General features: G+C 62.0%; 25 protein-coding genes. 14 read left to right on the top strand and 11 right to left on the bottom strand.

Annotation, left to right across the window (positions count from 1 at the left end; genetic code table 11):
* Positions 1-6: 6 nt before the first annotated feature.
* From ABNT42_RS02980 to ABNT42_RS02995, 4 genes are read right to left on the bottom strand one after another with little or no spacing between them, the layout of a single operon-like run.
* On the bottom strand, positions 7-1,173 hold the full coding sequence (locus ABNT42_RS02980) for a UbiH/UbiF/VisC/COQ6 family ubiquinone biosynthesis hydroxylase (protein WP_348693818.1): 1,167 nt from the start codon (positions 1,171-1,173) through the stop codon (positions 7-9).
* 30 nt (positions 1,174-1,203) lie between these two features.
* On the bottom strand, positions 1,204-2,538 hold the full coding sequence (locus ABNT42_RS02985) for an aminopeptidase P N-terminal domain-containing protein (RefSeq protein WP_348694010.1): 1,335 nt from the start codon (positions 2,536-2,538) through the stop codon (positions 1,204-1,206).
* Positions 2,539-2,555: 17 nt separating this feature from the next.
* The gene (gene murU / locus ABNT42_RS02990; protein ID WP_348693820.1) at positions 2,556-3,281 is read right to left on the bottom strand and encodes an N-acetylmuramate alpha-1-phosphate uridylyltransferase MurU; all 726 of its coding nucleotides are present in this window, start codon (positions 3,279-3,281) and stop codon (positions 2,556-2,558) included.
* A gap of 9 nt (positions 3,282-3,290) precedes the next feature.
* The gene (locus ABNT42_RS02995) at positions 3,291-4,367 is read right to left on the bottom strand and encodes a phosphotransferase (RefSeq protein WP_348693822.1); all 1,077 of its coding nucleotides are present in this window, start codon (positions 4,365-4,367) and stop codon (positions 3,291-3,293) included.
* A gap of 98 nt (positions 4,368-4,465) precedes the next feature.
* On the opposite strand from ABNT42_RS02995, the gene ABNT42_RS03000 reads away from it, so the two are divergent.
* The 4 genes from ABNT42_RS03000 to rsmA all read left to right on the top strand — a co-directional run bounded on the left by ABNT42_RS03000 (position 4,466) and on the right by rsmA (position 10,196).
* Positions 4,466-6,739 (top strand): LPS-assembly protein LptD, encoded by a 2,274-nt coding sequence (locus ABNT42_RS03000; protein ID WP_348693824.1) that lies wholly within the window; start codon positions 4,466-4,468, stop codon positions 6,737-6,739.
* Between the two features lie 76 nt (positions 6,740-6,815).
* Positions 6,816-8,285 carry a peptidylprolyl isomerase gene (locus ABNT42_RS03005; protein ID WP_348693826.1) on the top strand — a complete coding sequence of 490 codons (1,470 nt, stop codon included), beginning with the start codon at positions 6,816-6,818 and terminating at the stop codon, positions 8,283-8,285.
* A gap of 62 nt (positions 8,286-8,347) precedes the next feature.
* Positions 8,348-9,421 carry a 4-hydroxythreonine-4-phosphate dehydrogenase PdxA gene (pdxA, locus tag ABNT42_RS03010; RefSeq protein ID WP_348693829.1) on the top strand — a complete coding sequence of 358 codons (1,074 nt, stop codon included), beginning with the start codon at positions 8,348-8,350 and terminating at the stop codon, positions 9,419-9,421.
* A 7-nt stretch (positions 9,422-9,428) separates the two neighbouring features.
* Complete coding sequence (gene rsmA, locus ABNT42_RS03015; RefSeq protein ID WP_348693831.1) at positions 9,429-10,196, top strand: 16S rRNA (adenine(1518)-N(6)/adenine(1519)-N(6))-dimethyltransferase RsmA; 768 nt, start codon at positions 9,429-9,431, stop codon at positions 10,194-10,196.
* 269 nt (positions 10,197-10,465) lie between these two features.
* On the opposite strand, the gene ABNT42_RS03020 is transcribed toward rsmA, so the two are convergent.
* The 3 genes from ABNT42_RS03020 to ABNT42_RS03030 all read right to left on the bottom strand — a co-directional run bounded on the left by ABNT42_RS03020 (position 10,466) and on the right by ABNT42_RS03030 (position 13,405).
* Entirely contained in the window at positions 10,466-11,116 is a 651-nt protein-coding gene (locus ABNT42_RS03020) for a hypothetical protein (RefSeq protein ID WP_348693833.1), read from the bottom strand.
* Positions 11,117-11,175: 59 nt separating this feature from the next.
* Positions 11,176-11,781, bottom strand: a complete 606-nt coding sequence (locus ABNT42_RS03025; protein WP_348693835.1) for a hypothetical protein — start codon at positions 11,779-11,781, stop codon at positions 11,176-11,178.
* 181 nt (positions 11,782-11,962) lie between these two features.
* Positions 11,963-13,405, bottom strand: a complete 1,443-nt coding sequence (locus ABNT42_RS03030; protein ID WP_348693838.1) for a metallophosphoesterase — start codon at positions 13,403-13,405, stop codon at positions 11,963-11,965.
* A 115-nt stretch (positions 13,406-13,520) separates the two neighbouring features.
* Between ABNT42_RS03030 and ABNT42_RS03035 the strand changes: the two genes are divergently transcribed.
* Positions 13,521-14,228: an HAD family hydrolase gene (locus tag ABNT42_RS03035; RefSeq protein ID WP_348693840.1), complete on the top strand. Its 708-nt coding sequence runs from the start codon at positions 13,521-13,523 to the stop codon at positions 14,226-14,228.
* Positions 14,229-14,314: 86 nt separating this feature from the next.
* Entirely contained in the window at positions 14,315-15,331 is a 1,017-nt protein-coding gene (hrcA, locus tag ABNT42_RS03040) for a heat-inducible transcriptional repressor HrcA (protein WP_348693842.1), read from the top strand.
* A gap of 61 nt (positions 15,332-15,392) precedes the next feature.
* On the opposite strand, the gene fur is transcribed toward hrcA, so the two are convergent.
* Entirely contained in the window at positions 15,393-15,821 is a 429-nt protein-coding gene (fur, locus tag ABNT42_RS03045) for a ferric iron uptake transcriptional regulator (RefSeq protein WP_161039845.1), read from the bottom strand.
* A gap of 272 nt (positions 15,822-16,093) precedes the next feature.
* On the opposite strand from fur, the gene ABNT42_RS03050 reads away from it, so the two are divergent.
* From ABNT42_RS03050 to ABNT42_RS03070, 5 genes are read left to right on the top strand one after another with little or no spacing between them, the layout of a single operon-like run.
* A complete protein-coding gene (locus ABNT42_RS03050) occupies positions 16,094-16,639 on the top strand; it encodes an outer membrane protein assembly factor BamE (RefSeq protein ID WP_348693845.1) in 546 nt (181 codons plus the stop codon).
* An 11-nt stretch (positions 16,640-16,650) separates the two neighbouring features.
* Positions 16,651-17,460 (top strand): 4-hydroxy-tetrahydrodipicolinate reductase, encoded by an 810-nt coding sequence (gene dapB, locus ABNT42_RS03055; RefSeq protein ID WP_348693848.1) that lies wholly within the window; start codon positions 16,651-16,653, stop codon positions 17,458-17,460.
* Complete coding sequence (locus ABNT42_RS03060) at positions 17,457-18,131, top strand: MotA/TolQ/ExbB proton channel family protein (RefSeq protein WP_348693851.1); 675 nt, start codon at positions 17,457-17,459, stop codon at positions 18,129-18,131. Before dapB ends, ABNT42_RS03060 begins: the two co-directional genes overlap by 4 nt.
* A 35-nt stretch (positions 18,132-18,166) precedes the next feature.
* Complete coding sequence (locus ABNT42_RS03065) at positions 18,167-18,589, top strand: biopolymer transporter ExbD (RefSeq protein ID WP_348693853.1); 423 nt, start codon at positions 18,167-18,169, stop codon at positions 18,587-18,589.
* 1 nt (position 18,590) lies between these two features.
* Complete coding sequence (locus ABNT42_RS03070) at positions 18,591-18,917, top strand: barstar family protein (protein WP_348693855.1); 327 nt, start codon at positions 18,591-18,593, stop codon at positions 18,915-18,917.
* On the opposite strand, the gene map is transcribed toward ABNT42_RS03070, so the two are convergent.
* The 3 genes from map to ABNT42_RS03085 all read right to left on the bottom strand — a co-directional run bounded on the left by map (position 18,914) and on the right by ABNT42_RS03085 (position 21,040).
* On the bottom strand, positions 18,914-19,744 hold the full coding sequence (map, locus tag ABNT42_RS03075) for a type I methionyl aminopeptidase (RefSeq protein WP_348693858.1): 831 nt from the start codon (positions 19,742-19,744) through the stop codon (positions 18,914-18,916). The genes ABNT42_RS03070 and map overlap by 4 nt on opposite strands.
* Before the next feature lie 45 nt (positions 19,745-19,789).
* On the bottom strand, positions 19,790-20,155 hold the full coding sequence (locus ABNT42_RS03080; RefSeq protein WP_348693861.1) for a VOC family protein: 366 nt from the start codon (positions 20,153-20,155) through the stop codon (positions 19,790-19,792).
* A gap of 93 nt (positions 20,156-20,248) precedes the next feature.
* The gene (locus ABNT42_RS03085; RefSeq protein ID WP_348693863.1) at positions 20,249-21,040 is read right to left on the bottom strand and encodes a helix-turn-helix transcriptional regulator; all 792 of its coding nucleotides are present in this window, start codon (positions 21,038-21,040) and stop codon (positions 20,249-20,251) included.
* Between the two features lie 95 nt (positions 21,041-21,135).
* Between ABNT42_RS03085 and leuS the strand changes: the two genes are divergently transcribed.
* The 3 genes from leuS to holA are packed head-to-tail and all read left to right on the top strand — an operon-like array spanning position 21,136 to position 25,367.
* Entirely contained in the window at positions 21,136-23,778 is a 2,643-nt protein-coding gene (gene leuS, locus ABNT42_RS03090) for a leucine--tRNA ligase (protein WP_348693865.1), read from the top strand.
* Positions 23,779-23,790: 12 nt separating this feature from the next.
* A complete protein-coding gene (lptE, locus tag ABNT42_RS03095; protein ID WP_348693868.1) occupies positions 23,791-24,342 on the top strand; it encodes an LPS assembly lipoprotein LptE in 552 nt (183 codons plus the stop codon).
* Between the two features lie 8 nt (positions 24,343-24,350).
* Positions 24,351-25,367, top strand: coding sequence for a DNA polymerase III subunit delta (gene holA, locus ABNT42_RS03100; protein ID WP_348693871.1), 1,017 nt, complete (start codon positions 24,351-24,353; stop codon positions 25,365-25,367).
* Positions 25,368-25,376 lie beyond the last annotated feature (9 nt).

The following is a 25,376-nucleotide window of genomic DNA, read 5'->3' on the forward strand; positions in this document are numbered from 1 at the left end:
TGCCTGTTAGCGGCGGCCGTACATCAGCAGTTCGGCCAGCATATTGCGCGCTGGCGGTACGAGGTCGATGGCGGTCAGCGATAGACCCAGCAAACTTTGCAGGGGCGATGTGCTGGCGAAGATGCGCGCCATGGTATCAGTGATACGCACGGTGGTCTGGCGGTCCTGCTCGCGCAGCACGGTGAACTGTGCCAAATGGGCCGGATCGGCACCCTGTGCCAGCACCTTGGCCAGCACCGCTACATCGCGCAGGCCGAGGTTGAGACCTTGTCCGGCGACCGGATGCAGCGTCTGTGCTGCGTTACCGATGGCGACCGTGCGCGCGGTGCTGCGCGGGTCGGCGTTCAGTCCAAGGGGGAAGGCCAGTCGTGGCGTGGCGTGCACGAAGCAGCCAAGGCGGGAGCCGAAAGCGGCACCTAGTTCGGCGAGGAAGCTGGCGTCGTCCAGCGCCTGCACGCGCGCCGCTTCTGGCGGACGCAAACACCACACCAGCGAGTATTCGCCGGTAGTGCCGCCCTGATCCTGCGGCAGCAGGGCTAGCGGTCCCTGTTCCGTGAAGCGTTCATAGGCGCGCGCAGCGATGGGACGCTCAGCCCGCACCTGTGCGATGACGGCGCTCTGCTGGTAGTCGCGCCGCTGCGCACGGCTGGCCTGATCGCTGAACAGGCCACCTTCGGCCTGCACCACGATGGCCGCGCGTACGGCAGGCGTATCGCCGGCCAGCACCACGCGCACATGGTCGGCCTGTTCGTCGATATTTTCTACGCGGGCGGGACGCAGCATGGGGATGCCCGCTTTCAGGCAGGCCGCGCCCAGCGCCGTGACGATGTCGCCGTAGCGGGTGACGTAGCCTAGTGCCGGCAGATCGTGCTCGCTGCGGTCGATCAGGCTGCGGCCGAACTGGCCGCGGCGCGACACGTGAATCTGTTCGATCGGCGTCGCTACGGCAGGCCATGCGTGGATAGCGTCGAGAATCTGGCGGCTGCCCCATGCCAGTGCCAGCGAACGGGGATCGTCGCTAGCCTGTGCCAGCGAGCGGGCGTCGATCAGGACGATGCGCTCGGCCGCCATGCCGCGCTGGTGCAGCAGCAGGGCCAGTGCCATGCCGGCTGGACCGGCACCGCAGATGGCGACATCGTATTCAGTGCTATGGGAATTCGGGGTAGTGCTCATGATTGCTGCATTTCGGGTTGCTGCATCAGCTTATGGCTTAGGGCGCTGTTGCATGAGGTGTTCGATGTCGGCCACGCTCTTGGGCGCGCCAGCGCTCAGAATGGTGTAGCCGCTGTCCGTCACCAGCACATCGTCTTCGATGCGGATGCCGGTGTTCCAGTAGCACTCGGGCACGTCTGGCGCAGGGCGCACGTAGATGCCCGGCTCCACCGTCAGCGTCATGCCCGGCTGTAGCGGGCGCGAGGGCTTGTCGGCGACGGTGATGTCGCGGTAGTGTCCCACGTCGTGCACATCCAGCCCTAGCCAGTGGCCGGTGCCGTGCATGTAGAACTTCTGGTGGTGCTGGTTGGCGATCACGTCGTCTACCGTGCCGTGTACATCGGCCCGCAGCAGTCCCAGATCAAGCATGCCTTGCGCCAGCACTTTGACGGCTGCCTGATGCATGTCGGCATACGGACGGCCCGGCGCGACGGCGCCCAGCGCAGCCGCTTGTGCATCCAGCACCAGCTGGTACAGGCGCTGCTGGGCGTCGCTAAAGCGGCCATTGACAGGATAGGTGCGCGAGATGTCGGCCGCGTAGCTGTTGTACTCGCAGCCAGCGTCGATCAGCAGCAGTTCGCCATCGCGGCACACGCCGTTGTTGGCACTATAGTGCAGCACGCAGGCACGCTCGCCGCTGGCGACAATGGAGTTGTAGGCTGGTGCCTGTGCGCCGCTGCGACGGAAGGTGTAGAGTAGCTCCGCTTCCACTTCGTACTCGTACATGCCGGGACGGGTGGCCAGCATGGCGCGCAGGTGGGCCTGCGCCGAGATGTCGGCCGCGCGCTGCATGCAGGCCAGTTCTTCGGCGTCCTTGCGCAGGCGTAGTTCTGCCAGCATGGGCAGCAGATCGACTGTGCTGTCGGGCGGCGTTACGCCCGTGCGGGCACGGGCGCGTAGCGCCGAGCGCCAGACTTTAACTTGCGTTTCGAGGCTGCCACCGAGCGGGTAGTAGAGTGCCGGTGCATCGGCCAGCAGGCGGCTCATTTCGCCGTCGAGGTCTTCGATGGCGTAAGCGGCATCCATGCCGAAGGCTACGCGCGCCGCTTCGGGGCCATAGCGGTAGCCATCCCAGATTTCCCGTTCGGGGTTTTTCTGGCGGCAGAACAGGATGGCCTGTGCGGCGCGCTCGGCGCATGCGGCTACCAGTACCAGAACGCTGTCCGGTTCCGTGAAGCCGCTCAGGTAGTAGAAATCGCTGTCATGGCGATACGGGTATTCGTTGTCGGCGTTGCGCACCACTTCTGGTGCCGTAGCCAGCACGGCGACGGCGCCCGCCGGCAGTTGCGCCAGCAGGCGCGCACGGCGCGCCGCGCAGGCGGCCATCAGGCTGGCCGCGCTGTTCACTGGATAGACGCCGGCCGCAGCGACAGCGGGGCGTTGAGTTGTTCCAGCTGCTGCACGGTGCCAAGGTTGTGCCATGGCCCCGTGTAGACTTCGCCGCCTACCTGTCCCCGTTCTGCCGCTGCGCGCAATAGCGGGCCCAGTTTGGCGTGGCTACCCGGCGTAATGCCGTCGAACAGTTCCATGCGGTACACGCCGATATTGCCGAAGGTGTAGCGCGGCGTGCCGTCGTTATTCACGGTGTACATGGTCAGGCCGAAATCGCCATCCGGATGGAAGTCGGGATTCGGCACCAGATACAGCCAGCACACATCGCGCTTCTCAGGTGGATAGGGATTGCCCCACAGGTCTTTATCGTGCAGCACGTCGAGCACCTGCGTGAAGTCGAACTGCGGGATGAACAGGTCGGCCGAAATGGCGAGGAAAGGCTCTTCACCGAGCAGGTGGCGCGCGGCCGCCACGCCGCCGGCCGTTTCCAGCGCCGTGCCTTCGCGCGAATACTGGATGTTGGCGCCGTATTTGCTGCCATCACCGAGCAGAGCTTCGATCTGCTCGCCCAGATGGGCGTGATTGATGACGATGTCGGTAATTCCGGCCTTGACCAGATTCACCACGTGCCAGACGATCAGCGGGCGGCCACGCACCACCAGCAGCGGCTTGGGCGTGGTATCCGTCAGCGGGCGCATGCGTTCGCCGCGACCGGCGGCGAAGATCATTGCTTTCATGGCGGCCCCTTAGAAGGTGTAGCCGACTTGCGGCGCCTTGTTTTCCAGCGTGTCGAGTAGACGCAGCAGGGGTTTCAGTTCGGGGTAGCGGCCCGCCGTCTTGCGCACGTATTCAAGTACGGTTGGCAGGTCGTCCAGATACTGGGACTTGCCATCGCGGTAGTTGAGGCGGCAGAAGATGCCAAGGATTTTCAGGTGGCGCTGCAAGCCCATGAACTCGAAATCCTTGTAGAAGTCATCGATGTCGGCGGCTACGGGCAGGCCCAGCGACTTGGCGTGCTGCCAGTAGCGGATCACCCAGTCCAGTACCAGTTCTTCATCCCACTGCACATAGGCGTCTCGCAGCAGCGAGGCCAGATCGTAGGTCATGGGGCCGTACAGCGCATCCTGGAAGTCCAGTACGCCGGGGTTGCCCACGTCGATCTGCATCAGGTTGCGCGAGTGGTAGTCGCGGTGCACGAACACCTGCGCCTGCGCCGTCACATTGGCCAGAATCGCGTCGAACACACCCTGCAGCGATTTCTGCTGGGCTTCGGTCAGGGTAGCTTTCAGGTGCTGGCCGATGTACCACTCGGGGAATAGCTGCATTTCGCGCAGCAGGAAAGCGCGGTCGTATTCGGGCAGTACGTCCGGCACGCTGGTCAGCTGGAAGCGGCTCAGGGCTTCCAGCGCTTCGGCGTACATGACGGAGGCGTTATCGTGATTCAGCACTTGCAGATAGGTGGTGGTGCCCAGATCGGACAGCAGCATGAAGCCCCGTTCGTAATCGGTGGCGATAATGCGCGGCACGCTCACGCCGGCCTGACGCAGCATTTCTGCGACCTTGACATAACCGAGCACGTTTTCGCGTTCCGGCGGCGCATCCATGGCGATCAGGGTGCTGCCCAGCGTTGCTTGCTGTTCTGGCAAGACATCAAGGCGGAAGTAGCGGCGGAAACTGGCATCGGCCGAAGCGGGGCGGGTGCTGGCGGTATTCACCACGTTCAGGCCGGCCAGCCACTCCGTGAGAGCGGCCAGACGCAGGTCGGGAGTGTTAAGCGCGCTGTTAGCAGGCGTATCAGATGGTAAATTCTGTAATAAAGACATGGAGCGAACGGCGGAAACCGGTATAGACTGTAGATTCCCCTATAATAAGGGATTCAGATTAAAAAATCGCCTGTCATGGTGGTACGCCCTTATTTTTCATGAGTTGCCTGCGCTGGCTTTTGCCCCCCTCTACCTCGCCCCGCTGGGCCTATGCCCTGACTGCCATCGTGACGGTAACGTCCGTGCCCGGCTACGCCCAGAGCCTGCCCGGCAAGACGCGCGCGCCACGGGTGGAGAACAAGGCCGCAGTGACGGTGATACAGGCGGAAGACATTACCGGCCGCCCCGAGCGCGAAATCACCCTGAACCGCGATGCGGAACTGGTCAAGGACCAGACCCGCGTCAAGGCCGATACGGCCTGCTACCGGCAGGTGGAAGATGAAGTGCAGGCGGAAGGCCATGTGCGCATCTGGCGCTTTGGTGACTATTTCACGGGCGATGCGCTGCAACTGAATATGGATACGGGGCAGGGCTATATGCTCAACCCGACCTACCGGCTGGAAGCCAACCATGCGCAGGGCAAGGCCGAGCGCATCAACTTCCTCAATGAAGATGAAGCGCTGGTATTGAACGGCACTTACAGCACCTGCCAGAGCGCCAATCCGGACTGGTATCTGCGCTCGAATACCCTGAACCTCGATTCGGGGCGCGATGTGGGTACGGCCGGCAAGACCATCATCTACTTCAAGGATGTGCCGATTCTGGGTACGCCAGCGCTGTCGTTCTCGCTGTCCGGTGCGCGCCGCTCCGGCTGGCTGTCGCCGATGCCGGGCTTTGGCTCGAAAGGCGCGGCCGAACTGACGGTGCCGTATTACTTCAATATCGCGCCTAACCGCGATCTGACGGTGTACCCGAAAATCATTCCCCGTCGCGGCTTCCAGCTGGGCGCCAACGGGCGCTATCTGGGCGAAACGGAAGGCGGGCTGTATCAGGGCGAAACCTATCTGGAATATCTGCCGCATGATAAGCAGTACATTCCCGCCACGCCGGGTGATTCGACCGACCGCTGGAGTATCCGTTCGCAGCATGCGCAGGAACTGAGTACCGACTGGTCGTACGGCTGGCAGGTGCGCGCGGCATCAGACAACAACTATCCGAATGATTTTTCCAAGACGGTGTCCAGCTCGACGGAACGCCAGCTGCTGCGTGAACTGCGCACCGACTATCATGGCGACTTCTGGACCCTGACGGCGCGCGTACAGAAGTATCAGGTACTGCAGGATCCGGAAGCGCTGGTCGATCCTAGCCTGTTCGTTTCGCGCCCTTACGACCGTCTGCCGGCGATTAACTTCCACGCCGCCCAGTACGACGTGGCCGGCGGCTTTGACTGGGCCATGGACAGCGAATTGACACGCTTCTATCACCCGACCCTGTTGCGCGGCACCCGTATGGTGGCGATACCCCAGCTTAGCTATCCGCTGATCGGCGCCAGCTATTTCATTACGCCCAAGGCCAGTGTGAATCTGGCGCGCTACGATCTGGATGCCAATGACACTACCGGCAGCAAGGCCGAGCAGCTGTCGCGCGTGGTGCCGACACTGTCGGTCGATGCGGGGCTGGTGTTCGAGCGTCCGCTCCAGTGGGGCGGCAAGGAAGTGACGCAGACGCTGGAGCCGCGCCTGTTCTACGTGAACACGCCCTACCGTGACCAGAGCCGCTTCCCCACTTTCGATACCGATGCGGCGACCTTCAACTTCAGCCAGATTTTCAGCGAGAACCGCTTCGTCGGTTCTGACCGGATCGGCGACGCCAACCAGCTGACGGCGGCACTGGTCTCGCGCTTCCTCAATGAAGCGGGCGCCGAAGCCCTGCGCCTCGCGTTCGGCCAGCGCTTCTATTTCCGTGATCAGCGCGTGCAGCTGAACTCCTCCACGCCGGTGGTGGATGCCCGTTCCGACATGCTGCTGGCCGCTACCGGCCGCATCGCCGAAAGCTGGGGCTTCGATAGCGCCGTGCAGTACAGCCCTAGCCAGAGCCGCGTGGTCTCGGAAAGCTATACCGTGCAGTGGCTGCCGGGCCAGAAGAAGGTACTGAATCTGGGCTACCGCTATCTGCGTAACAGCTTTAAAAATATCGATGTGTCGAGCCAGTGGCCGATCTTCCAGCGCTGGTATGGCGTGGGCCGGGTCAGCTACTCGATGCAGGATAAGAAAATTCTGGAAAGTCTGATCGGTCTAGAGTACAACAGCGATTGCTGGGTGTTCCGTATGGGTGCACAGCGTTTCGTGACGACTTCGACCAAGGCTTCCACCCCGATCTTCTTCCAGCTGGAGCTGAACGGCCTGTCCCACCTCGGTGTGGGCAGCCCGCTCGAAGCGATGAAGAATAGTATTCCCGGTTACCAGCGTTTAAATGAAGGCTATGGCCGTTAAGGACCCCGGTGCCTGCCATCCTATCCGGATAGCAGTTGCTGTTTGATTGATGACTACTGACTGTTGAGCTTCTACCATGCGTAATGCCCGTCCCATCCCGATGAAAGTTCTGGCGCTGCTGTTGTGCAGCAGCGCGCTGGCCGGTTGCAGCCTGTTCGGCAAAAAGCCGGCCGCTGCCCCTGCAGCAGCCCCAGTCGCCGCACCGGCTGCTACCGCAGCACCGGCCGCCACGCTGGCTGCCAAGCCAGCCGTCAAGAGCGATGGCAAAGGTTTCCTGCCGCCCGGTGAATCGGGCAATGTGGCGATCGATTCCATCGTGGTGGTCGTGAATGACGATGTGATCACCCAGCGCGAACTGAATAACCGTATCAAGACGGTGACCGGCCGTATGAAAGCGCAGAACGTGGCGCTGCCCGATGCTGCCGACCTGCGTCGCCAACTGCTGGAACGTATGATCGTGGAACGCGCCCAGCTGCAGATGGCCAAGGAGATGGGCGTGCGGGTAGATGACCTGCAGCTCGATCGCGCTATCGCCCGTATCGCCGAAGCACAGAAGCTGAGTGTGCAGGATCTGCGCAACCAGATGGAAAAAGACGGCATGCCTTACGCTGCCTTCCGCGAAGAGATCCGCGAAGAGATCATCATGCAGCGTCTGCGCGAGCATGAAGTCGATGCCAAGATCCAGATTTCCGACGCCGAAGTGGATAGCTTCCTGGCGGCCGAAAAAGCCGCTGCAGCCGAGCAGTTCGAGCTGAATATTTCGCAGATCATGATCCGGATTCCGGACAATGCCACGGCCGAAGTGATTGCCCAGCGCCGTGCCCGCGCCGAAGACGTGATGCGCCAGCTGCGCACCGGTGCCGATTTCGCCAAGATGGCCGGCACCTATTCCGATTCCAGCGATGCGCTGCAGGGCGGCGTGGTGGGCTGGCGTCAGCCTGAGCGTCTGCCGCCCGTGTTCGCGGAAGCGCTGTCCAAGCTGAAGCCGGGTCAGGTCACGCCGATTATCAAGAGCGTGGGCGCGTTCCACATTCTGAAGGTGTTCGAGCGCCGCAGTCTGGCCGAAGCACAGGCGGTAGCTGCCGTGCAGCAGACCCACGCACGTCACATCCTGATCAAGGTTACGCCCACCATGAGCGCCGCCGATGCCAAGCGCAAGCTGCTGGAACTGAAGGAACGGCTGGATAACAAGGCGGCCAAGTTCGAAGATCTGGCGCGTCTGGTATCGAACGACGGTTCCGCTTCCAAGGGCGGCGATCTGGGCTGGCTGTATCCGGGCGATACCATGCCGGAATTCGAAGCGGCCATGAACAACCTGAAGATCGGCGAAGTCAGCGATCCGGTGGAAACCAGTTTCGGTCTGCACCTGATCGAAGTACTGGAACGTAAGAGCGACGACGTCTCGAAAGAGCGCGAGCGTAACAATGCCCGTCAGGCTATCCGCGAGCGCAAGATGGAAGAAGCGGGCGAAAGCTGGCAGCGTGAAGTGCGCGACCGCGCCTACGTCGAGTTCCGTACGGAAGACGGCAGCAACCCCGCCAAATAAGGCGCGCAGGCCGATCCGGCAGGACGGCCTGCACCTCATCACATCAGCAGAAAGGGTCGCCCGTGGGCGCTAGCAATCAATTAGCGGGACGCCGGCCCGTGCTGGCCCTGACGGTCGGCGAACCGGCCGGCATTGGTCCTGAGATCGCCATTCGCGCCGCGTGGGAGCGCCGTCAGCAGGCCAACTGCGTGCTGCTGGGCGATGCCGCCTATCTGGCCATGCTGGCCGCCGATATTGATCCTGCTATCCGTATTTCGGCACTGTCCTCGCAGGCGGTGCGTAATGGGGGGCTGCCCCATTTCGGACCGGACCGCTTGATCGCCATCGATGTGCCGCTGGCGGCCCATGTGAAAGCCGGACAGCTCGATCATCTGAACGGCCGCAGCGTGCTGGCCACGCTGGATCTGGCGCTGGAAGGGCTGAAGGCGGGCTGGTTTAGCGCCATGGTCACGGCACCGCTGCAGAAATCCACCATTAACGATGCCGGTATCGCCTTCACGGGACACACCGAATATCTGGCCCAGCACAGCGGCACCGAACAGGTAGTGATGATGCTGGCCGGCGATCCGGCTACCGGCGCAACTGGCGCAACGGGCGCAGCACCGCTGCGAGTGGCGCTGGCCACCACCCATCTGCCCTTGCAGCAGGTGTCGGCAGCACTCAGCGTGGACGGTCTGCTGCGTACCTTGCGCATCATCGATCAGGATCTGAAACACAAATTTGGCCTTGCCACACCGCGCATACTGGTATGTGGCCTGAATCCCCATGCCGGCGAAAACGGTTATCTGGGGCGCGAAGAAATCGATGTGATCCAGCCCGCCCTGGCTGCAGCGCAGGCGGCCGGCATTGATGCGCGTGGCCCGTATCCGGCCGACACGGTATTTCAGCCTAAATATCTGCAGGAGGCCGACTGCGTGCTGGCCATGTACCACGATCAGGGCCTGCCCGTGCTGAAGTACGCCACCTTCGGGCGCGGCGTGAATATCACGCTGGGGCTGCCGTTTATCCGTACTTCGGTCGACCATGGCACGGCGCTCGATCTGGCCGCACAGGGGCTGGGGCGGGCAGACAGTGGTAGTATGCTGGCCGCGATCGATAGCGCACTGGCGATGGTCGCTGCCTCACAAACTTTATAAGAACATCATGAAACACGTTGCCCGCAAACGCTTTGGCCAGAACTTCCTGCACGATCAGCACGTTCTGGACCGCATCACCGACTCTATCGCCCCCGCCGCCGGCGACACCATGGTGGAAATCGGCCCCGGTCTGGGTGCCATGACGGACCAGCTGACGCGCAGCCTGCCGCACATGCATGTGGTGGAACTGGACCGCGATCTGGTGGCGCGGCTGCAGCAGCGCTATCGTCCGGAAAAGCTCACCGTGCACGCGGGCGACGCGCTGAAATTCGATTTCGGCAGCCTGCCCGTACCGGAAGGCCAGAAGTTGCGCATCGTCGGCAACCTGCCGTACAACATCTCCAGCCCGCTGCTGTTCCATCTGGCGACCTTTGCTCCCAAGGTGAAGGACCAGCATTTCATGCTGCAGAAGGAAGTGGTGGAGCGCATGGTGGCCGAGCCGGGCAGCAAAGTGTATGGCCGTTTGTCCGTGATGCTGCAATGGCGTTATGACATGACGTTGCTGTTCGTGGTGCCGCCCGATGCTTTCGATCCGCCGCCGAAAGTCGATTCCGCCATCGTGCGCATGATCCCGCTGGCGCAGCCGCTGGCCTGTGATGGCGCGCGGCTGGAAGCCGTGGTGCAGAAAGCGTTTTCGCAGCGCCGCAAAGTAATCCGCAACTGTCTGGCGGGAATGTTCACGGAAGCCCAGATCATCGCAGCGGGTATCGATCCCACCGTGCGCCCTGAAACCATCAGTCTGGAACAGTACGTGGCACTGGCCAATCTGCCCTGATTTGCCCGGAACTAGCCTGCAACCGCCAGCTCTGCTGGCGGTTTTTTTTTGTCCGCCAGTCTGGCGGGCTAGCCGCGCAGGCAAAAAAAAGCCCGCTACAGAGAGCGGGCTAAATCCAATTCCTTTGCAAGAAGTGGAGGAGACAGGTCTAGTATGCTGCGTCGCGTCATATAAGGCAAGTTTATTTTTCGCATATCAATCATTCACATTGTGAATTTCTATGCCGGACTTGCTATGACGCGCCTATCGCCTCGCGGGCCTCCTTGAAATCAGGTTTTCGGCACGCAGGTCAGCACGATATTGCTGACGTTCGATTCCGGCATGATGCCGCTGCCATTGGTCAGCGTGCAGTTGACGTCGCTAGGCTGGGACAGGATGGTCACACCGTAGGCATCGCCGAAACGCACCGCGGCCGCGAAGTTGAAGAAGCCTGCGCCCGGGGTATTGGTATCGGCCATGGCGCTGGACACTGACAACTGGCCGCCGGTAGTGCCGTTCAGCAGCACTACGGTGCGCGGGGTTGCCGCAGTGGTCGAGGTCGCATCGTTGTTGGCGTACAGGCCAGTGAATTTGCCGCCCAGTGCGTAGCTATTATGTACGCAGCTGATCACAGCATTAATCGACAGCGTGTGGCCAGCCGAACCGGTCGAGGTGGCGGTGGCAGGCGTACAGGTCTGGTGTGCTGGCTGGGTCTGTACCACCACGTTGAAACTGGCACCGTAGTCTATCGTTTTAGGCATGGTGAAGGTGGTGGCGCCGGCCGGCACGCTGACGGTGTCGCTGCCGTTAGCCAGTACCAGACCCGCATTACTCAGGCCGGTAATCGTGCCCTGGACGGCGAACTGCTGTTTGCCGCCGCAGCCAGCCAGTGCCGCGCCCAGTACCAGCGCCGCTGCGGCGCCCATAAATTTGATGTTCATCGATTGCTCCAGAATAGACAGGCAGGGGGCCGCCAGCATGGCGGCCTGTTGCGCAGAGATTATTGGCAGGTAACGCTGATGCCGTTGTAGTTTCCGGCTGGCATATTGCCGACGGCGTTGCTCAGAGTGCAGACCTTGGTGGTGTCCTTAGGCTGGGTCAGGATGGTGACACCGTAAGGCGAGCCATCGGCCACCATGGTCGGGAAGGTAAAGCTCACGGCCGCGCCCGGCGTCGCTGGCGGCAGTATGCTGACGGTATCGGAACCATTGGTCAGCACCAGACCTTTGGTATCGAGGCCGGTAACCGTGCCGCCCAGGGTGTAGGGATTGGTTTGGCAAGTGAACTGGAGCGAATAAACCGTGTAGACGCTGGCTTTGCCTTTGGTGGTGGTACCGACCGGATCGCATTTGGCGCCGGTAGGCTGGGTTTTTACCTGCACGTCGAATTCTTCGTCCGGGGCCACCAGCTTGGTGAAGACGAAGCTGGCCTGACCGGATGCAATGGCCAGCGTTTCGCCATTCTTGGTGTTCACGAGTACCAGATCAGGTTTGCCCAGGCCGCTGATGGTGCCGCTCAGAGCCATACTACCGCCACCGCCGCCGCAGCCTGCGAGGATCGCGCTGCACAGCAGGGCAAGGCCTGCACGCTGATACAAACTTTTCATAAACTCTTCTCCAAAACGAAATGGGGCGGGCGCCAGTGGGGCGCAGCCGGGGCATCTTACACGGAATCGCCCGTATTTTAGTGCATTTGGTAACACCCGGCGCACTTGCCGATGTAACAGCCTGTGACACGGGGGGCGGCCGGCAGCGGCCCTGCGGATGCCAGCCGGGCTGGCTGTCCGCTTATCTGACCTGCGCCTGCTCGCAGCGCGAATGGCGGCCGTTGATCTGGCAGCGGTTGCGGATCTGCCCTTGCAGGTCGTGGATCAGTACTAGCCACTGGTCGGCGCTTTGCCGCTCCATGGTCATGAAGCCGAAGCCATCGATCCAGTGGCTGAACGCTTCCACCACGGCGCCCGGTGCCGGCGTCACGCCTGCCGGGAGTTGCTCGGGCAGGGGCACGATGTCTTCCGCCGTACCGGAAAAGCCGGAGACGAACTGGCTGGGGTGGGGGCTGGAGAAGCTCATCTGCTCCCACAGGTGCACATGGCCGGACAGCATGGTCTGGATGTTTTCCGGCAGGTAGAGCGGATTGAGCGAGCCGAAACTCTGCAGCAGGCCGGCATCGCCCTTGAGCAGCTGGATAGGGCCATCGCCCTTGCGGTCGGCCCCCATGGCCAGCATAGGGTGGTGGACGATGCCCAGATTGCGCGGCGTCCGGGCGGCCAGTGCGGCCAGCTGGCGGTAAGTGTCGCGGTACTGCTCCCAGCCTGTATCGCCCGGCTTGAAGCCGCGCCAGCTGGTGCTGGCGCTATCGATCACTAGCAGCTGGGTGTCCTGCCCGATCGGCACGGCATACGGTGCGCTGTAGTTGCCCAGCTTGTCGTTGGCGGGATGATCGCAATCGCGCTGGGGCAGCAAGGGGCGCGGATCGAGCCAGCGCCAATAGCCCTGACCGCCACGGCTGCAGTTTTCGTGGTTGCCGCGCGCCATGATCCATGGTGCGGCTTGCAGCAGGGCCGCGCCGGGCGCAAAGAAATCGGCCCGCCATGCGTCCCAGCCATAGCCCCACGGGCTGCCGGCGCAACCGGCGTTGCCATCCGGGCAGGCGTTTTCGCGGTAATGGTAGTCGCCCACGTGGATCACCAGATCCGGCTGCCATGCAGCGGCAGCGGCGGCAATGCGGGCAAACGGATAGGCATCCTTGTCATTGCAGGCCTGATAACTCTGCGCATGGTCGGCCAGCCGGCAGCCTGTATCGCCCAGCACGACAATGCGCTGTGGCGCTGCCACGGGACGGGGCAAAGCACGCCCCAGCACGCTGGCGCTGGCATAGCTGCCGGTGGCCGGCAGCTCGGCTTCGCAGGTCAGCAGGGGAAAGACGGCGGGTTTCGAGTTGGCTGGCGGCGAGACGGTGGGGCGCAGCGGCACGGTGGCAGGGAGCGAGCGCACGGTCATGGCCACGCTGCGCTGGTCTATCTGCAGCGCGGGGCAGGCCGGCGCATCGATCAGCACGCGCGCCACGGCACGGCCGTTTTCGCCCAGCACGACGTAGGAACTGAATTCTGGCGCCGGCGCCGCTGCAGGTGCCAGCGCGGTACAGCCGCCCAGTAGCGATGCCAGCAGCGCGGTGAATAGCACGGGCGGCAGGGAAACAAAAGAGCGGGGCAGGGACAATCGGGACACGATAACTCCACATGGGCAATCTGTTAATTTACCACGCGGGACGCTGCTCCGGTTCAGCTCGCACCGGCTTGGGGGGATTGGTGCGACAATAAGCCTTTTACCGACTGTTCCAGTGATGATGAAGCGCCGCCCGCAAGCCCTGCTGTTTGACCTTGACGATACGCTCTGGCCGATCGCCCCCGTGATCGCCAGCGCCGAACAGAGCTGGCATGACTGGCTGAGCCAGCGCGTGCCCGCACTGACCGCGCGCTACAGCATTGCCGAACTGCGCAGCCAGCGCATGGCCCTGCTGGAACGGCAGCCGGAGCTGATCGTCGATCTGTACAACTTGCGCCGCGTGGCGCTGGCGCAGGCGCTGCACGAGATCGGCGCCGATCACAGTCATCTGGACGGTGCCATGGCCCATTTCGCCCAGTGCCGCAATGCTGTCACGCCGTATGCCGATGTAGCGGCGGGGCTGGCCCGGCTGGGCGCCTTGCTGCCACTGGGGGTGGTCACCAATGGCAATGCCGATCTGGACGTGATCGGCTTGCAGCACCATTTCAAGGTCAATCTGGCCGCTAGCCGCTTCGGGCTGGCCAAGCCGGATCCGGCGATTTTCCACGCCGCCTGTGCCGCCATGGGGGTAGCGCCCGAGCATGCCGTGTATGTGGGCGACGACCTGCGGCTCGACGTGCAGGGCGCCCAGCAGGCGGGCTTGCGGGCCGTGTGGATGCGCCGCAGCGACGTCAAGCATGCCGAACTAGCCGGGGTGGCACCGGACGCGATCTGCCACGATCTGCATGATTTGCGTCACTGGCTAGAGGGGCAGATGCAGCATTGATGCCACGCTGCATAGCACTCCGGCCTGTCATCGGTGCATAATAGGAAGTAAGTAGCCAGCAATTCGCTTTAATCGAACCACTCATCATGCAACTCGAACCCCGCGCGCAAACTTTGCTTAAAGCTCTGGTGGAGCGCTATATCGCGGACGGCCAGCCGGTCGGTTCGCGCGCTCTGTCCAAGATTTCCGGTCTGGATCTGTCACCGGCCACCATCCGCAATGTGATGGCCGATCTGGAAGAACTCGGCTATGTGGCCAGCCCCCATACCTCGGCTGGCCGCGTACCTACGCCGCGCGGCTACCGCATCTTTGTCGATACCCTGCTGACGGTGCAGCATCTGGACGAGCAGTCGGTGGAGGGCCGCTTGCGCCTGCAGGCGCCGCAGCCGCAGAAGATGATCAATAACGCGGCGCAGATGCTGTCGTCGCTGTCGCAGTTTGCCGGCGTGGTGCTGGCGCCGCGGCGCGAATCGGTATTCCAGCATATCGAATTCCTGCGTCTGGGCGAAAAACGCATCCTGCTGGTGATCGTGGCGCCCGGTGGCGACGTGCAGAACCGTCTGCTGCTGACGGATGTGGATTACAGCCCCGCCCAGCTGGTGCAGTCGGCCAACTACATCAACCAGAACTACGGTGGGCTGGCGTTCGACGAAGTGCAGCGCCGTCTGCAGAGTGAGGTCAAACAACTGCGCGACGATATGGGGCGGCTGATGCAGGCTGCCGTGGAAGCGGGCAGCGAAGCCATGGCCGACGATTCGGAAGACATGGTGATTGCCGGCGAACGCAATCTGCTGTCGGTCAGCGATCTGTCCTCGAATATGAGCTCGCTGCGTCAGATGTTCGATATGTTCGAGCAGAAGACGGGACTCATGCAGTTGCTCGATGTGTCGAGCAAGGCCAATGGTGTGCAGATCTACATCGGCGGCGAATCGAGTCTGGTGCCGATGGATGAAATGAGTGTGGTCACGGCACCGTACACGGCGCACGGCAAGATTGTCGGTACGCTCGGCGTGATCGGCCCTACTCGTATGGCTTACGAGCGGGTGATTCCGATCGTGGATATTACGGCCAAGCTGCTGTCGAATGCGCTGAGCCAGCAATAAGCGGCTAGGCCGCGCGCAGCGCTGCGCGGGCTGTGCCTAGTGCGGCGGCGCGGCGGCAGGCTTACTGGCGGTGCGGGCAGGCCGTTTTGGTGCAGTTGCCGTAGATGGCCAGCGCGTGCTCGGCGATCTTGAAGCCGCGCTCCTGCGCGATGACCTGCTGGCGCACTTCGATCTCTTCGTCAAAGAATTCTTCCACGCGGCCGCAATCGAGGCAGACCAGATGGTCGTGGTGCGAACCTTCGTTGAGTTCGAAAATCGCCTTGCCCGTTTCAAAGTGATTGCGGTTGAGCAAGCCAGCCTGTTCGAACTGGGTCAGTACGCGGTAGACGGTGGCCAGACCCACGTCCATGTTGTCTGCCAGCAAGATCTTGTAGACATCCTCGGCGGTCAGATGGCGCACGTCGCTGTTCTGGAAAATGTCCAGAATTTTCAGACGTGGCAGCGTGGCTTTCAGGCCGCTGGCCTTCAGATCGTTAGGATTGTTACCCATGTTGGCGACTCTTACAGTGGTGTGGATGTGTGCTGGTGAGGCGACAGTTTAACGTACTCCGGCGCTGGCCGCAGCAACGTTGCGGCGGCGCTGCTGCGCTGGCGCGCGGCAATTTGCAATGTTTTACATTTTAGTTATATAAAACAAGGACATACTGCTGGATTTGGTGGATAATGCCTGCGCAAACTGTGCCCGGCTAGCCCCATCTTGCATCATGTGCATTATGATATAGCGTTTTTCGGCACTTCCGCTCGAACCGATTGAGGATAAACATGCGCGTCACCCAGGCACCCAAGCCGACCAAGTTGCAGTCCACCCCACGCCGCCTGCCCGTGCTGGCAGCAGCTGTCTTCGCGCTGGCATTGTCCGGCTGCGCCACCAAGACCACGCTGGGCGAGAAATCGACCGAAGTGAAAGAGACCGGCGCCACGCTGGACGCCAGCAAGGGTGCGCAGACGACGACTATCACCCAGTTGCAGAAGTTCATGTGGTTCTTCTCGCCGTATCGTCCCGACATTCAGCAAGGTAACTTCGTATCGGAAGAAATGCTGGCCCAGCTCAAGGTGGGCATGACGCGCGATCAGGTGCGTTTCATCTTCGGCAGCTCGCTGCTGGAAGATCCTTTCCATGGCAATCGCTGGGACTACCCGTTCCGCATGGCCAAGGGTAACGGCGAGCTGACCACCAGCCGCGTGATCGTGTTCTTCGGTAAGGACGGCCGCGTGGAACGCTGGGAAGGCGGCAATCTGCCGACGGAAAAAGAATACATCGCCCGGATTGCCGGCCCTGCGCCGCAAAGCAAATCCGCCGACAAATAACAGAGGAATACATGAGTGACATGAATATCGCCATTGCTGGCGCTGGTGGCCGCATGGGCCGTATCCTGATCGAAGCCGTGCTGGCAGCGCCCGATGCGCGTCTGGCCGGTGCGCTCGATCGTGCCGGCGGTAGCAATATCGGCAGCGACGCGGCGGCGTTTCTCGGCCAGCCAGCCGGTGTGGCCGTAGCGGCTGAACTGGCGCAGGGTCTGGCCGGTGCGCAGTATCTGATCGACTTCACCCGTCCGGAAGGCACGCTGGAACATCTGGCCTATTGCGCCGAGCATGGCATCAAGATGGTGATCGGCACCACCGGCTTTGACGAAGCGGGCAAGGCTGCAATTGCCGAAGCGGCCAAGAAAACCGCCATCGTGTTCTCGCCTAACTTCAGCGTGGGCGTGAACGTGACGCTCAAGCTGCTGGAGCAGGCTGCCAAGGCGCTGTCGGTGGGCTACGACATCGAAGTGATCGAAGCACACCACCGCCACAAGGTTGATGCACCTTCGGGCACGGCGCTGAAAATGGGCGAAGTGCTGGCTGGTGCGCTGGGCCGCGACTTGAAAGACTGCGCCGTGTACGCGCGCGAAGGCGTGACGGGCGAGCGTGATCCTTCCTCGATCGGCTTTGCCACCATCCGTGGCGGCGACATCGTGGGCGACCATACCGTGCTGTTTGCCGGTACGGGCGAGCGCATCGAAATCAGCCACAAATCCAGCAGCCGCGTGACTTATGCGCACGGTTCGCTGCGCGCCTGCCGCTTCCTCGCGGACAAGAGCACCGGTCTGTATGACATGTACGACGTGCTGGCGCTGAACGGATGATGCCCAACCAATTCACCCTGACCAGTTACTGGGAACAGGGCGACGCCATCAGCCACTTCGTGGCGCTGGTGTTGCTGGCGATGTCGCTGGTGAGCTGGTTTTTTATCCTATCCAAAACGCTGGCCGCGTGGCGTATTCGCCGCAGCGCGCCAGCCGTGCAGCAGTTCTGGCAGGCGCCCACGCTCAGTGACGGCGTGGCGGCGCTGAACGCGGCCGATCCCGAACAGATCTACGCGCCGCTGGCGCAGCAGGGCGCCGCCTTGCTGCAGGCGGCCAAGGCGGGCAGCCGCTCGCTGAGTGCCGAACTGGCACCGGCGGCGCAGAGCACGCGCATGCTGCGCGATGCGATTCAGCGCGCCACCAATAAACTCGAAAGCGGCCTGACGGTACTGGCTTCGATCGGCGCTACCGCACCGTTTGTCGGCCTGCTGGGCACCGTATGGGGCATCTACCATGCGCTGGCCAATGTGTCGGCGCACGGCACGGTGCAGATCGATAAAGTGGCCGGCCCCGTGGGCGAAGCGCTGATCATGACGGCCATCGGCCTGACGGTAGCGATTCCTGCGGTACTGGCGTATAACGGTTTCAACCGCGTCAATCGCCTCACGCTGGCCGAACTCGATGCTTTTGCCTACGACCTGCAAGCCTATCTGTCGCGCAGCCCCGAGTAAGCGCAGCAAGCAACAGACCTCACGAGGAGCACGGCATGAGCTTCGGCGCATTCAATCACCACCGCAATCCCGGCCCTATGGCCGACATCAACGTCACCCCCATGGTGGATGTGATGCTGGTGCTGCTGGTGATTTTTATTCTGAGCGCGCCCATGCTGAGCAATGCCGTCAAGCTGGAACTGCCTAGCGCCGACGCAGGTGCCAGCAGTCAGCAGGCGGCCAGCGTGCTGCTGGCCATCGATGGCGCAGGACAGATTTACTGGAACAATGATCCGGTTGATAGTGCGGCACTGGAAGCGCGGCTGGAACAGGCCGCGACGCTGTCGCCGCAACCGGAACTGCAGCTGCGCGCCGATAAGAACACGCGCTATGAAGTGGTGGCGCAGGTGATGGCCGCCGCGCAGCAGCAGGGCTTAACCAAACTGGGCTTCGTTACCGCGCCCAAGAAAGAGAAATAATATGGCTACCGCCGAACTGAATGGTGCCGCGATCACCGATTTCGCCAGCTTCCACGCTGCCTGCAAGGCTGCGCTGGGCTTCCCTGATACGTATGGCAATAGCATGGATGCGTGGGTGGACTGTCTGAGCTATCTGCGCGACGAAGATAGCATGAGCAAGTTCCGTCTGAAGCCGAATGAAGTGCTGGAAATCGTCATCAAGGACGGCGCTGCCATGCAGGCCGCCGTGCCCGATATTCTGGAAGAAGTGACTTACTGCGTGGCCGGCATCAACGAACGCTACGAAGACTACGGCGAGAAGCCGGCCCTGAAACTGACCCTGCGTTAAACTGCGGCACCCGCTGGTACGGCATTCGGAATCTGCGCCTTGGCGCCCGTTTCGCCCGGTGCCAGCGTCAGCACCTCGTAACCCGTTTCCGTCACCAGCACCATGTGCTCCCACTGCGCCGACAGCGATTTGTCGCGCGTCTCCACCGTCCAGCCATCGGCCAGTTCGCGCGTAGGCGCCTTGCCCGCGTTGATCATCGGCTCGATGGTGAACAGCATGCCCGGTTTCAGTACCACGCCCTGACCGGGGCGTCCATAGTGCGCCACCTGCGGTTCGTCGTGGTAGATGGTGCCGATGCCGTGGCCACAGTAGTCCAGCACCACGCTATAACCAGCTTTTTCCGCAATCGTCTGGATCGCAAAGCCCACATCGCCCAGCGTGGCGCGCGGCTTGACGGCACGGATGCCGGCCCACATGGCTGCATAGGTGGTTTCCACCAGCTTGCGTGCGGCCTTGGACGGTTCGCCCACGTAATACATGCGGCTGGTGTCACCGAACCAGCCATCCTTGATCACGGCCACATCGATGTTGATGATGTCGCCGTCTTTGAGAATCTGGGTCTCCGACGGAATGCCGTGGCACACCACGTGGTTGACCGAACTGCACACGGTGGCAGGGAAGCCGCCATAACCCACGTTGGCCGGAATCGCCTGCTGCACATTGACGATGTACTCGTTGCACAGGCGGTCCAGATAGGCCGTGCTGACACCAGCGCGGATGTGCGGGCCTATCATGGTCAGCACATCGGCCGCCAGCTGGGCGGCCACGCGGGCCTGGGCGATCTGTTCTGGCGTCTTGTTATGGTTGGTGGGGCTACGGCGGGACATGAGGGGCCTTCTTTTTCAGATAAGGCCGATATTCTGCCACAAGCCTCAGCGTACCGCTGCCGGATCGAAATGCGGGTTGTCGATCAGGCAAAGCAGATTGCCGAACGGGTCAGCCAGTTCTACCGTGCGGATGCCGCCGCCCACATCCTGTATAGCGCCATGGATGGCCGCGCCTAGCGCCGTGATGCGTGCCACTTCGGCGTCGATATCATCCACGCCCCAGTAGACCATGCTGCCGCTGGTGCCCGTGCTGCCATCCGGGATCAGGCCCAGTTCGAAGCCTCCGATGCTGAAGCCGACGTAGAACGGCTGGTCGAAATACGGCGCCACGCCGAACACGCTTTCATACCATGCTTTGGCGGCGGCCAGATCGGCTACCGGATAGATGGCGGTGCGCAAACCTTTGATCATGCTGTACTCCCGTGAGATGTCGAAAACACCATCTTGGCACAAGTGCAGTGCGCGCGATTGGAAAAATGGAAAGTGGGATGGCCGGCGGCGGTGTCAGGCGCTGAGCACGAAGCGCTGCGGGGCCGTGCCCGCGAACTGCTGGAAATCGTGGATCAGGTGGGACTGGTCGAAATAGCCGCAAGCCAGTGCCAGTTCGCTCCAGTCGGGCGCGCTGGTCTGGCGCAGGGCGGCGGTGGCGCGGCGGAAGCGGCAGATGCGCGCATACAGCTTGGGTGTCAGCCCCACGCGCTGGCGGAACAGGGCGGCCAGATGCTGGCGCGAGACGCCTAGCCGTGCCGCCAGATCTTCGATGCGCAAGCTGCCGTCGCTGTGCTCGAGCGCAGCCAGCGCATAGCCGATCAGGCCAGCCGCATGCTGCTCGGCCAGTACGGCAGCCTTGGGCGCGGCCTGTGCGGCGCGCAGGCGCTGCAGCAGATAGGCTTCGATCAGGGCGAGGCGCTGGCGCTCCGGCCGCTCGCGCTCCCACAGGGCATCGGCTAGGCGGCTTGCATCGCTGTCGTCCCAAAGTAGATCAATCTCGGCGCGCTGGTCGTTCAGTTCCTGCAGGGGCGCGCGCAGGAAGAGCCCTGCCGCTCCCGCCTTGAAACGTACGGCCAGCGTGCGGCGCGCATCGCTGCCGGCTGCCAGTATCGGGCTGCTCATCATGCCGACCACAAAGGCGCTGTGGGGTGTGCGGCCAGACTGGCCACCATCCTGCCAGAGGATGTCCACGCAGTTGTCCGGCAATACCCGGTGCTGGCTGGTGTGGGCAGGCGCCTGCGCTGCCCACAGGCAGTCCACATAGGAGGCCAGCGCCGGCTGGGGAGGGTATTCGCGATAATACATGGCGTCAGTATGCCATGCGCGCAGGCGAAGCCGCGCAGGAGGGGCTGGGGACGGTATAATGTTCGGTTCTTAGACAATTCTGGCCGTTGACCATCATGCAAGATAAATACAGTCCCGCTGACGTAGAAAAAGCCGCACAATCGCACTGGAAAGCCATCGACGCCTATAAAGCCGTCGAAAATGACCCGCGCTTCCCCAAGGGTAAATACTATGCCTGCTCGATGCTGCCTTACCCATCGGGCAAGCTGCACATGGGCCACGTGCGTAACTACACCATCAACGATGTGATGTACCGCTATCTGCGCATGAACGGCTACAACGTGCTGATGCCGATGGGCTGGGATGCTTTCGGTATGCCTGCCGAGAATGCAGCCATGGCCAACAACGTGCCGCCAGCGCAGTGGACCTACTCCAACATCGCCCACATGCGCGAGCAGATGGAGTCCATGGGTCTGGCGATTGACTGGTCGCGCGAAATGACGGCCTGCAAACCCGAATACTACAAATGGAACCAGTGGATGTTCCTGAAGATGCTGGAAAAAGGCATCATCTACAAAAAGACCGGTACCGTGAACTGGGACCCGATCGACCAGACCGTGCTGGCTAACGAGCAGGTGGTTGATGGCCGCGGCTGGCGTTCCGGCGCGCTGATCGAAAAGCGCGAAATCCCGATGTATTACGCCCGCATCACCGACTACGCCGACGAGTTACTGTCCTACGTGGACGACAAACTGCCGGGCTGGCCGGAGCGCGTGCGCACCATGCAGACCAACTGGATCGGCAAATCGACCGGTGTGCGTTTCGCTTTCCCGCACGAGATCAAGGATGAAACGGGCGCGCTGATCGGCGACGGCAAAATGTATGTGTTCACCACCCGTCCGGATACGGTCATGGGCGTGACCTTCTGCGCCGTAGCAGCCGAGCACCCGCTGGCGATCCACGCTGCCAAGACCAACCCTGCGCTGGCTGCTTTTAACGCCGAGTGCAAACTGGGTTCCGTGATCGAGGCCGACATGGCCACCATGGAAAAGAAAGGTATGCCGACCGGCCTGTTCGTGACCCATCCGCTGACGGGCGAACAGGTAGAGGTCTGGGTTGGTAACTACGTGCTGATCACCTACGGCGACGGCGCCGTGATGGGCGTGCCGGCGCACGACGAGCGCGATTTCGCGTTCGCCAAAAAATACAATCTGCCGATCAAGCAAGTGATCAAGGCCGAAGGCAAGGAATTCTCCACCGACGCATGGCAGGAATGGTATGGCGACAAAGAAGTTTCGATCGTCACCAACTCGGGCAAATACGATGGTCTGAACTACGCTGCCGCAGTCGATGCCGTGGCCGCCGACATGGTGGCCCAAGGTCTGGGCGAGAAGAAAATCACCTTCCGTCTGCGTGACTGGGGCGTATCGCGCCAGCGTTACTGGGGCACGCCGATTCCGATGATTCACTGCGCCGATTGTGGCACCGTGCCGGTACCGGAAAAAGATCTGCCAGTGGTACTGCCGGAAGACTGCGTACCGGATGGTACGGGCAACCCGCTGAACAAGCACGAAGCTTTCCTGAAATGCGACTGCCCGAAATGCGGCAAGCCAGCCCGTCGCGAAACCGACACCATGGATACCTTCGTCGATTCGTCGTGGTACTACATGCGCTATACCTCGCCGGGCTCGACCGACGCCATGGTGGATGCACGCAATGACTACTGGATGCCGATGGACCAGTACATCGGCGGTATCGAACACGCCGTGATGCACCTGCTGTACGCACGTTTCTGGACCAAGATCATGCGCGATCTGGGTCTGGTCAAGTTCGACGAACCGTTCGTCAACCTGCTGACTCAGGGTATGGTGCTGAACGAAACCTACTACCGTGAAGACGCAGCGGGCAAGAAGGTCTGGTTCAATCCGGCCGACGTGGATCTGACGCTGGACGACAAAGGCCGTCCGCAAGGCGCCGTGGCGAAAGCCGACGGCCAGCCGGTACAGATCGGCGGCACCGAGAAGATGTCCAAGTCGAAGAATAACGGTATCGACCCTGCGGCACAGATCGAGCAGTACGGCGCCGATACGGCACGTCTGTTCACCATGTTCGCTTCGCCACCGGAGCAAACGCTGGAATGGTCGGGCAGCGGTGTGGAAGGTGCTAACCGTTTCCTGAAACGCGTGTGGGCCTATGGCTACGCGCAATCTGGCCGCATCGGCAAAGCCCTGCAAGGCGCAGACGCACCAGTGGCGACCGACGCGCAGAAAACCCTGCGCCGCGAGCTACACAAGCTGCTGCAACAGGCTGACTATGACCTGAAGCGCATTCAGTACAACACCGTGGTATCGGCCTGCATGAAGATGCTGAACACGCTGGAATCGGCCAAGCTCGATGACAGCGCTGCATCGGACGCACTGATCGCCGAAGGCTTCTCGATCTTCCTGCGCCTGCTCAATCCAGTTGCACCGCACATCACCCATGTGCTGTGGCAGGAACTGGGCTATGCCGGCAAGTTCGGCGATCTGCTCAACGCGCCTTGGCCGCAAGTGGATCCGGCCGCGCTGGAACAGTCGGAAATCGAAATGATGATTCAGGTGAACGGCAAACTGCGCGGCAGCGTGGTGGTACCGAAAGGCGCCGACAAGGCGGCCATCGAAGCGGCTGCACTGGCGAGCGAAGCGGTGCAGAAGTTCATCGAAGGTACACCGAAGAAGGTGATCGTGGTACCGGGCAAACTGGTCAACATCGTAGTCTAAGCTGGGATAACTATGACGATGAATCTGGCATGGCGCCGTTTGGCGAGTCTGATCGGCCTGTCGCTGCTGCTGACGCTATCGGCCTGCGGCTTCCACCTGCGCGGCGAAGGCGGGCATTACACCCTGCCTTTCCCCACTATGTATGTGGGACTGCCGGATGCATCGCCACTGGCGATCGACCTCAAACGTAATATCCGCGCCAATGGCGGCACCACCGTGGTGGCCGCTGCCAAAGACGCGGATGGCGTGATCGAGGTGCTGACCAATCCGGAAAAGACCCGTACCAAAACCATTCTGTCGCTGAACAGCAATGGCCGTGTGCGACAGTATCTGCTGTCGTACAACATCGTGTTCCGGGTACTGGACCGGCAGGGTAACGAGTTGCTGGCGCCGACGCAGATTCTGCTGACCCGCCCGATCGACTTCAACGAAACCCAGCTGCTGGCGAAAGAGCAGGAAGAAGCCCTGCTGTACAAGGACATGCAGACCGATCTGGTGCAGCAGATGATGCGCCGTATCGCTGCCATCAAGCCGCCACAGATCTCCGTGCCGGCCAGCCGCTAGGGCACACCATGCAACTGCGGCTAGAGGCACTGGACGGCCACTTAAGCAAGGCGCTGGCGCCACTGTATGTGATTACCAGCGACGAGCATCTGCTGGCGCTGGAAGCGGCGTGCAAGATCCGCCGCACGGCGCGCGCGCAAGGCTATTCCGAGCGCGACGTGCTGACGGTAGAACGCAGCTTCAAATGGGGCGAACTGCTGGCGGCCAATCAGGCGCTCTCGCTGTTCGGCGATAAGAAGCTGATCGAGCTGCGCATCCCCACCGGCAAGCCGGGCAAGGATGGCGGCGCCGCACTACAAAGTTATGTGCAAGACCTGAGTCCCGATAACCTGACGCTGATTACCCTGCCCAAGCTGGACTGGCAGACGCAGAAGGCGGCGTGGGTGGCCAGCCTGCAGCAGGCTGCCGTGTATATCGACATCCCGCAGGTAGAACGGACTCAATTACCCAATTGGATAGGCCAGCGCCTTGCCGCACAAGGGCAGAGCGCTGACCGGCAGAGCATAGATTTCATCGCCGATCGCGTGGAAGGCAATCTGTTGGCGGCCCATCAGGAAATTCAGAAACTGGCCCTGCTGCACGAGCCGGGTAAGCTGACCTACGAACAAGTGCACGATGCTGTGCTGAACGTGGCGCGTTACGACGTGTTCAAACTCAGTGAAGCGATGCTGGCCGGTGATCCGGCGCGGCTGGTGCGCATGCTGGAAGGCTTGCAGGGTGAAGGCGAAGCATTGCCGCTGGTGCTGTGGGCGGTGTCGGAAGAAATCCGCACGCTGCTCAAGCTCAAGGCGGGCATGGCGCAGGGGCGGCCACTGGGTGCGCTGCTCAAGGAGTACCGCATCTGGGGGCCGAAGGAACGCATGATGGAGCCGGCATTGCGCCGCATTTCGCTCGCTACGCTGGAAGCGGCAATGCAGGACGCAGCGCAGGTAGACAAGATGATCAAAGGCTTGCGCGCCAAAGCGCATGCCGGCGACGCGTGGGATGCGATGCTGCAGCTGGCATTAAACGTCGCGCGCGGTTAGCACAGCGAA

Origin of the sequence: Duganella fentianensis, from assembly GCF_964031615.1 — a bacterium.
Classification (GTDB): domain Bacteria; phylum Pseudomonadota; class Gammaproteobacteria; order Burkholderiales; family Burkholderiaceae_D; genus Rugamonas; species Rugamonas fentianensis_A.

Excerpts from the sequence above, each read along its gene's own strand:
- ABNT42_RS02980 (WP_348693818.1), bottom strand. The coding sequence starts at position 1,173 with ATGAGCACTACCCCGAATTCCCATAGCACTGAATACGATGTCGCCATC.
- ABNT42_RS02985 (WP_348694010.1), bottom strand. The coding sequence starts at position 2,538 with ATGGCCGCCTGCGCGGCGCGCCGTGCGCGCCTGCTGGCGCAACTGCCG.
- murU (WP_348693820.1), bottom strand. The coding sequence starts at position 3,281 with ATGAAAGCAATGATCTTCGCCGCCGGTCGCGGCGAACGCATGCGCCCG.
- ABNT42_RS02995 (WP_348693822.1), bottom strand. The coding sequence starts at position 4,367 with ATGTCTTTATTACAGAATTTACCATCTGATACGCCTGCTAACAGCGCG.
- ABNT42_RS03000 (WP_348693824.1), top strand. The coding sequence starts at position 4,466 with ATGAGTTGCCTGCGCTGGCTTTTGCCCCCCTCTACCTCGCCCCGCTGG.
- ABNT42_RS03005 (WP_348693826.1), top strand. The coding sequence starts at position 6,816 with ATGCGTAATGCCCGTCCCATCCCGATGAAAGTTCTGGCGCTGCTGTTG.
- rsmA (WP_348693831.1), top strand. The coding sequence starts at position 9,429 with ATGAAACACGTTGCCCGCAAACGCTTTGGCCAGAACTTCCTGCACGAT.
- ABNT42_RS03020 (WP_348693833.1), bottom strand. The coding sequence starts at position 11,116 with ATGAACATCAAATTTATGGGCGCCGCAGCGGCGCTGGTACTGGGCGCG.
- ABNT42_RS03025 (WP_348693835.1), bottom strand. The coding sequence starts at position 11,781 with ATGAAAAGTTTGTATCAGCGTGCAGGCCTTGCCCTGCTGTGCAGCGCG.
- ABNT42_RS03035 (WP_348693840.1), top strand. The coding sequence starts at position 13,521 with ATGATGAAGCGCCGCCCGCAAGCCCTGCTGTTTGACCTTGACGATACG.
- hrcA (WP_348693842.1), top strand. The coding sequence starts at position 14,315 with ATGCAACTCGAACCCCGCGCGCAAACTTTGCTTAAAGCTCTGGTGGAG.
- fur (WP_161039845.1), bottom strand. The coding sequence starts at position 15,821 with ATGGGTAACAATCCTAACGATCTGAAGGCCAGCGGCCTGAAAGCCACG.
- ABNT42_RS03050 (WP_348693845.1), top strand. The coding sequence starts at position 16,094 with ATGCGCGTCACCCAGGCACCCAAGCCGACCAAGTTGCAGTCCACCCCA.
- dapB (WP_348693848.1), top strand. The coding sequence starts at position 16,651 with ATGAGTGACATGAATATCGCCATTGCTGGCGCTGGTGGCCGCATGGGC.
- ABNT42_RS03060 (WP_348693851.1), top strand. The coding sequence starts at position 17,457 with ATGATGCCCAACCAATTCACCCTGACCAGTTACTGGGAACAGGGCGAC.
- ABNT42_RS03065 (WP_348693853.1), top strand. The coding sequence starts at position 18,167 with ATGAGCTTCGGCGCATTCAATCACCACCGCAATCCCGGCCCTATGGCC.
- ABNT42_RS03070 (WP_348693855.1), top strand. The coding sequence starts at position 18,591 with ATGGCTACCGCCGAACTGAATGGTGCCGCGATCACCGATTTCGCCAGC.
- map (WP_348693858.1), bottom strand. The coding sequence starts at position 19,744 with ATGTCCCGCCGTAGCCCCACCAACCATAACAAGACGCCAGAACAGATC.
- ABNT42_RS03080 (WP_348693861.1), bottom strand. The coding sequence starts at position 20,155 with ATGATCAAAGGTTTGCGCACCGCCATCTATCCGGTAGCCGATCTGGCC.
- ABNT42_RS03085 (WP_348693863.1), bottom strand. The coding sequence starts at position 21,040 with ATGTATTATCGCGAATACCCTCCCCAGCCGGCGCTGGCCTCCTATGTG.
- leuS (WP_348693865.1), top strand. The coding sequence starts at position 21,136 with ATGCAAGATAAATACAGTCCCGCTGACGTAGAAAAAGCCGCACAATCG.
- lptE (WP_348693868.1), top strand. The coding sequence starts at position 23,791 with ATGACGATGAATCTGGCATGGCGCCGTTTGGCGAGTCTGATCGGCCTG.
- holA (WP_348693871.1), top strand. The coding sequence starts at position 24,351 with ATGCAACTGCGGCTAGAGGCACTGGACGGCCACTTAAGCAAGGCGCTG.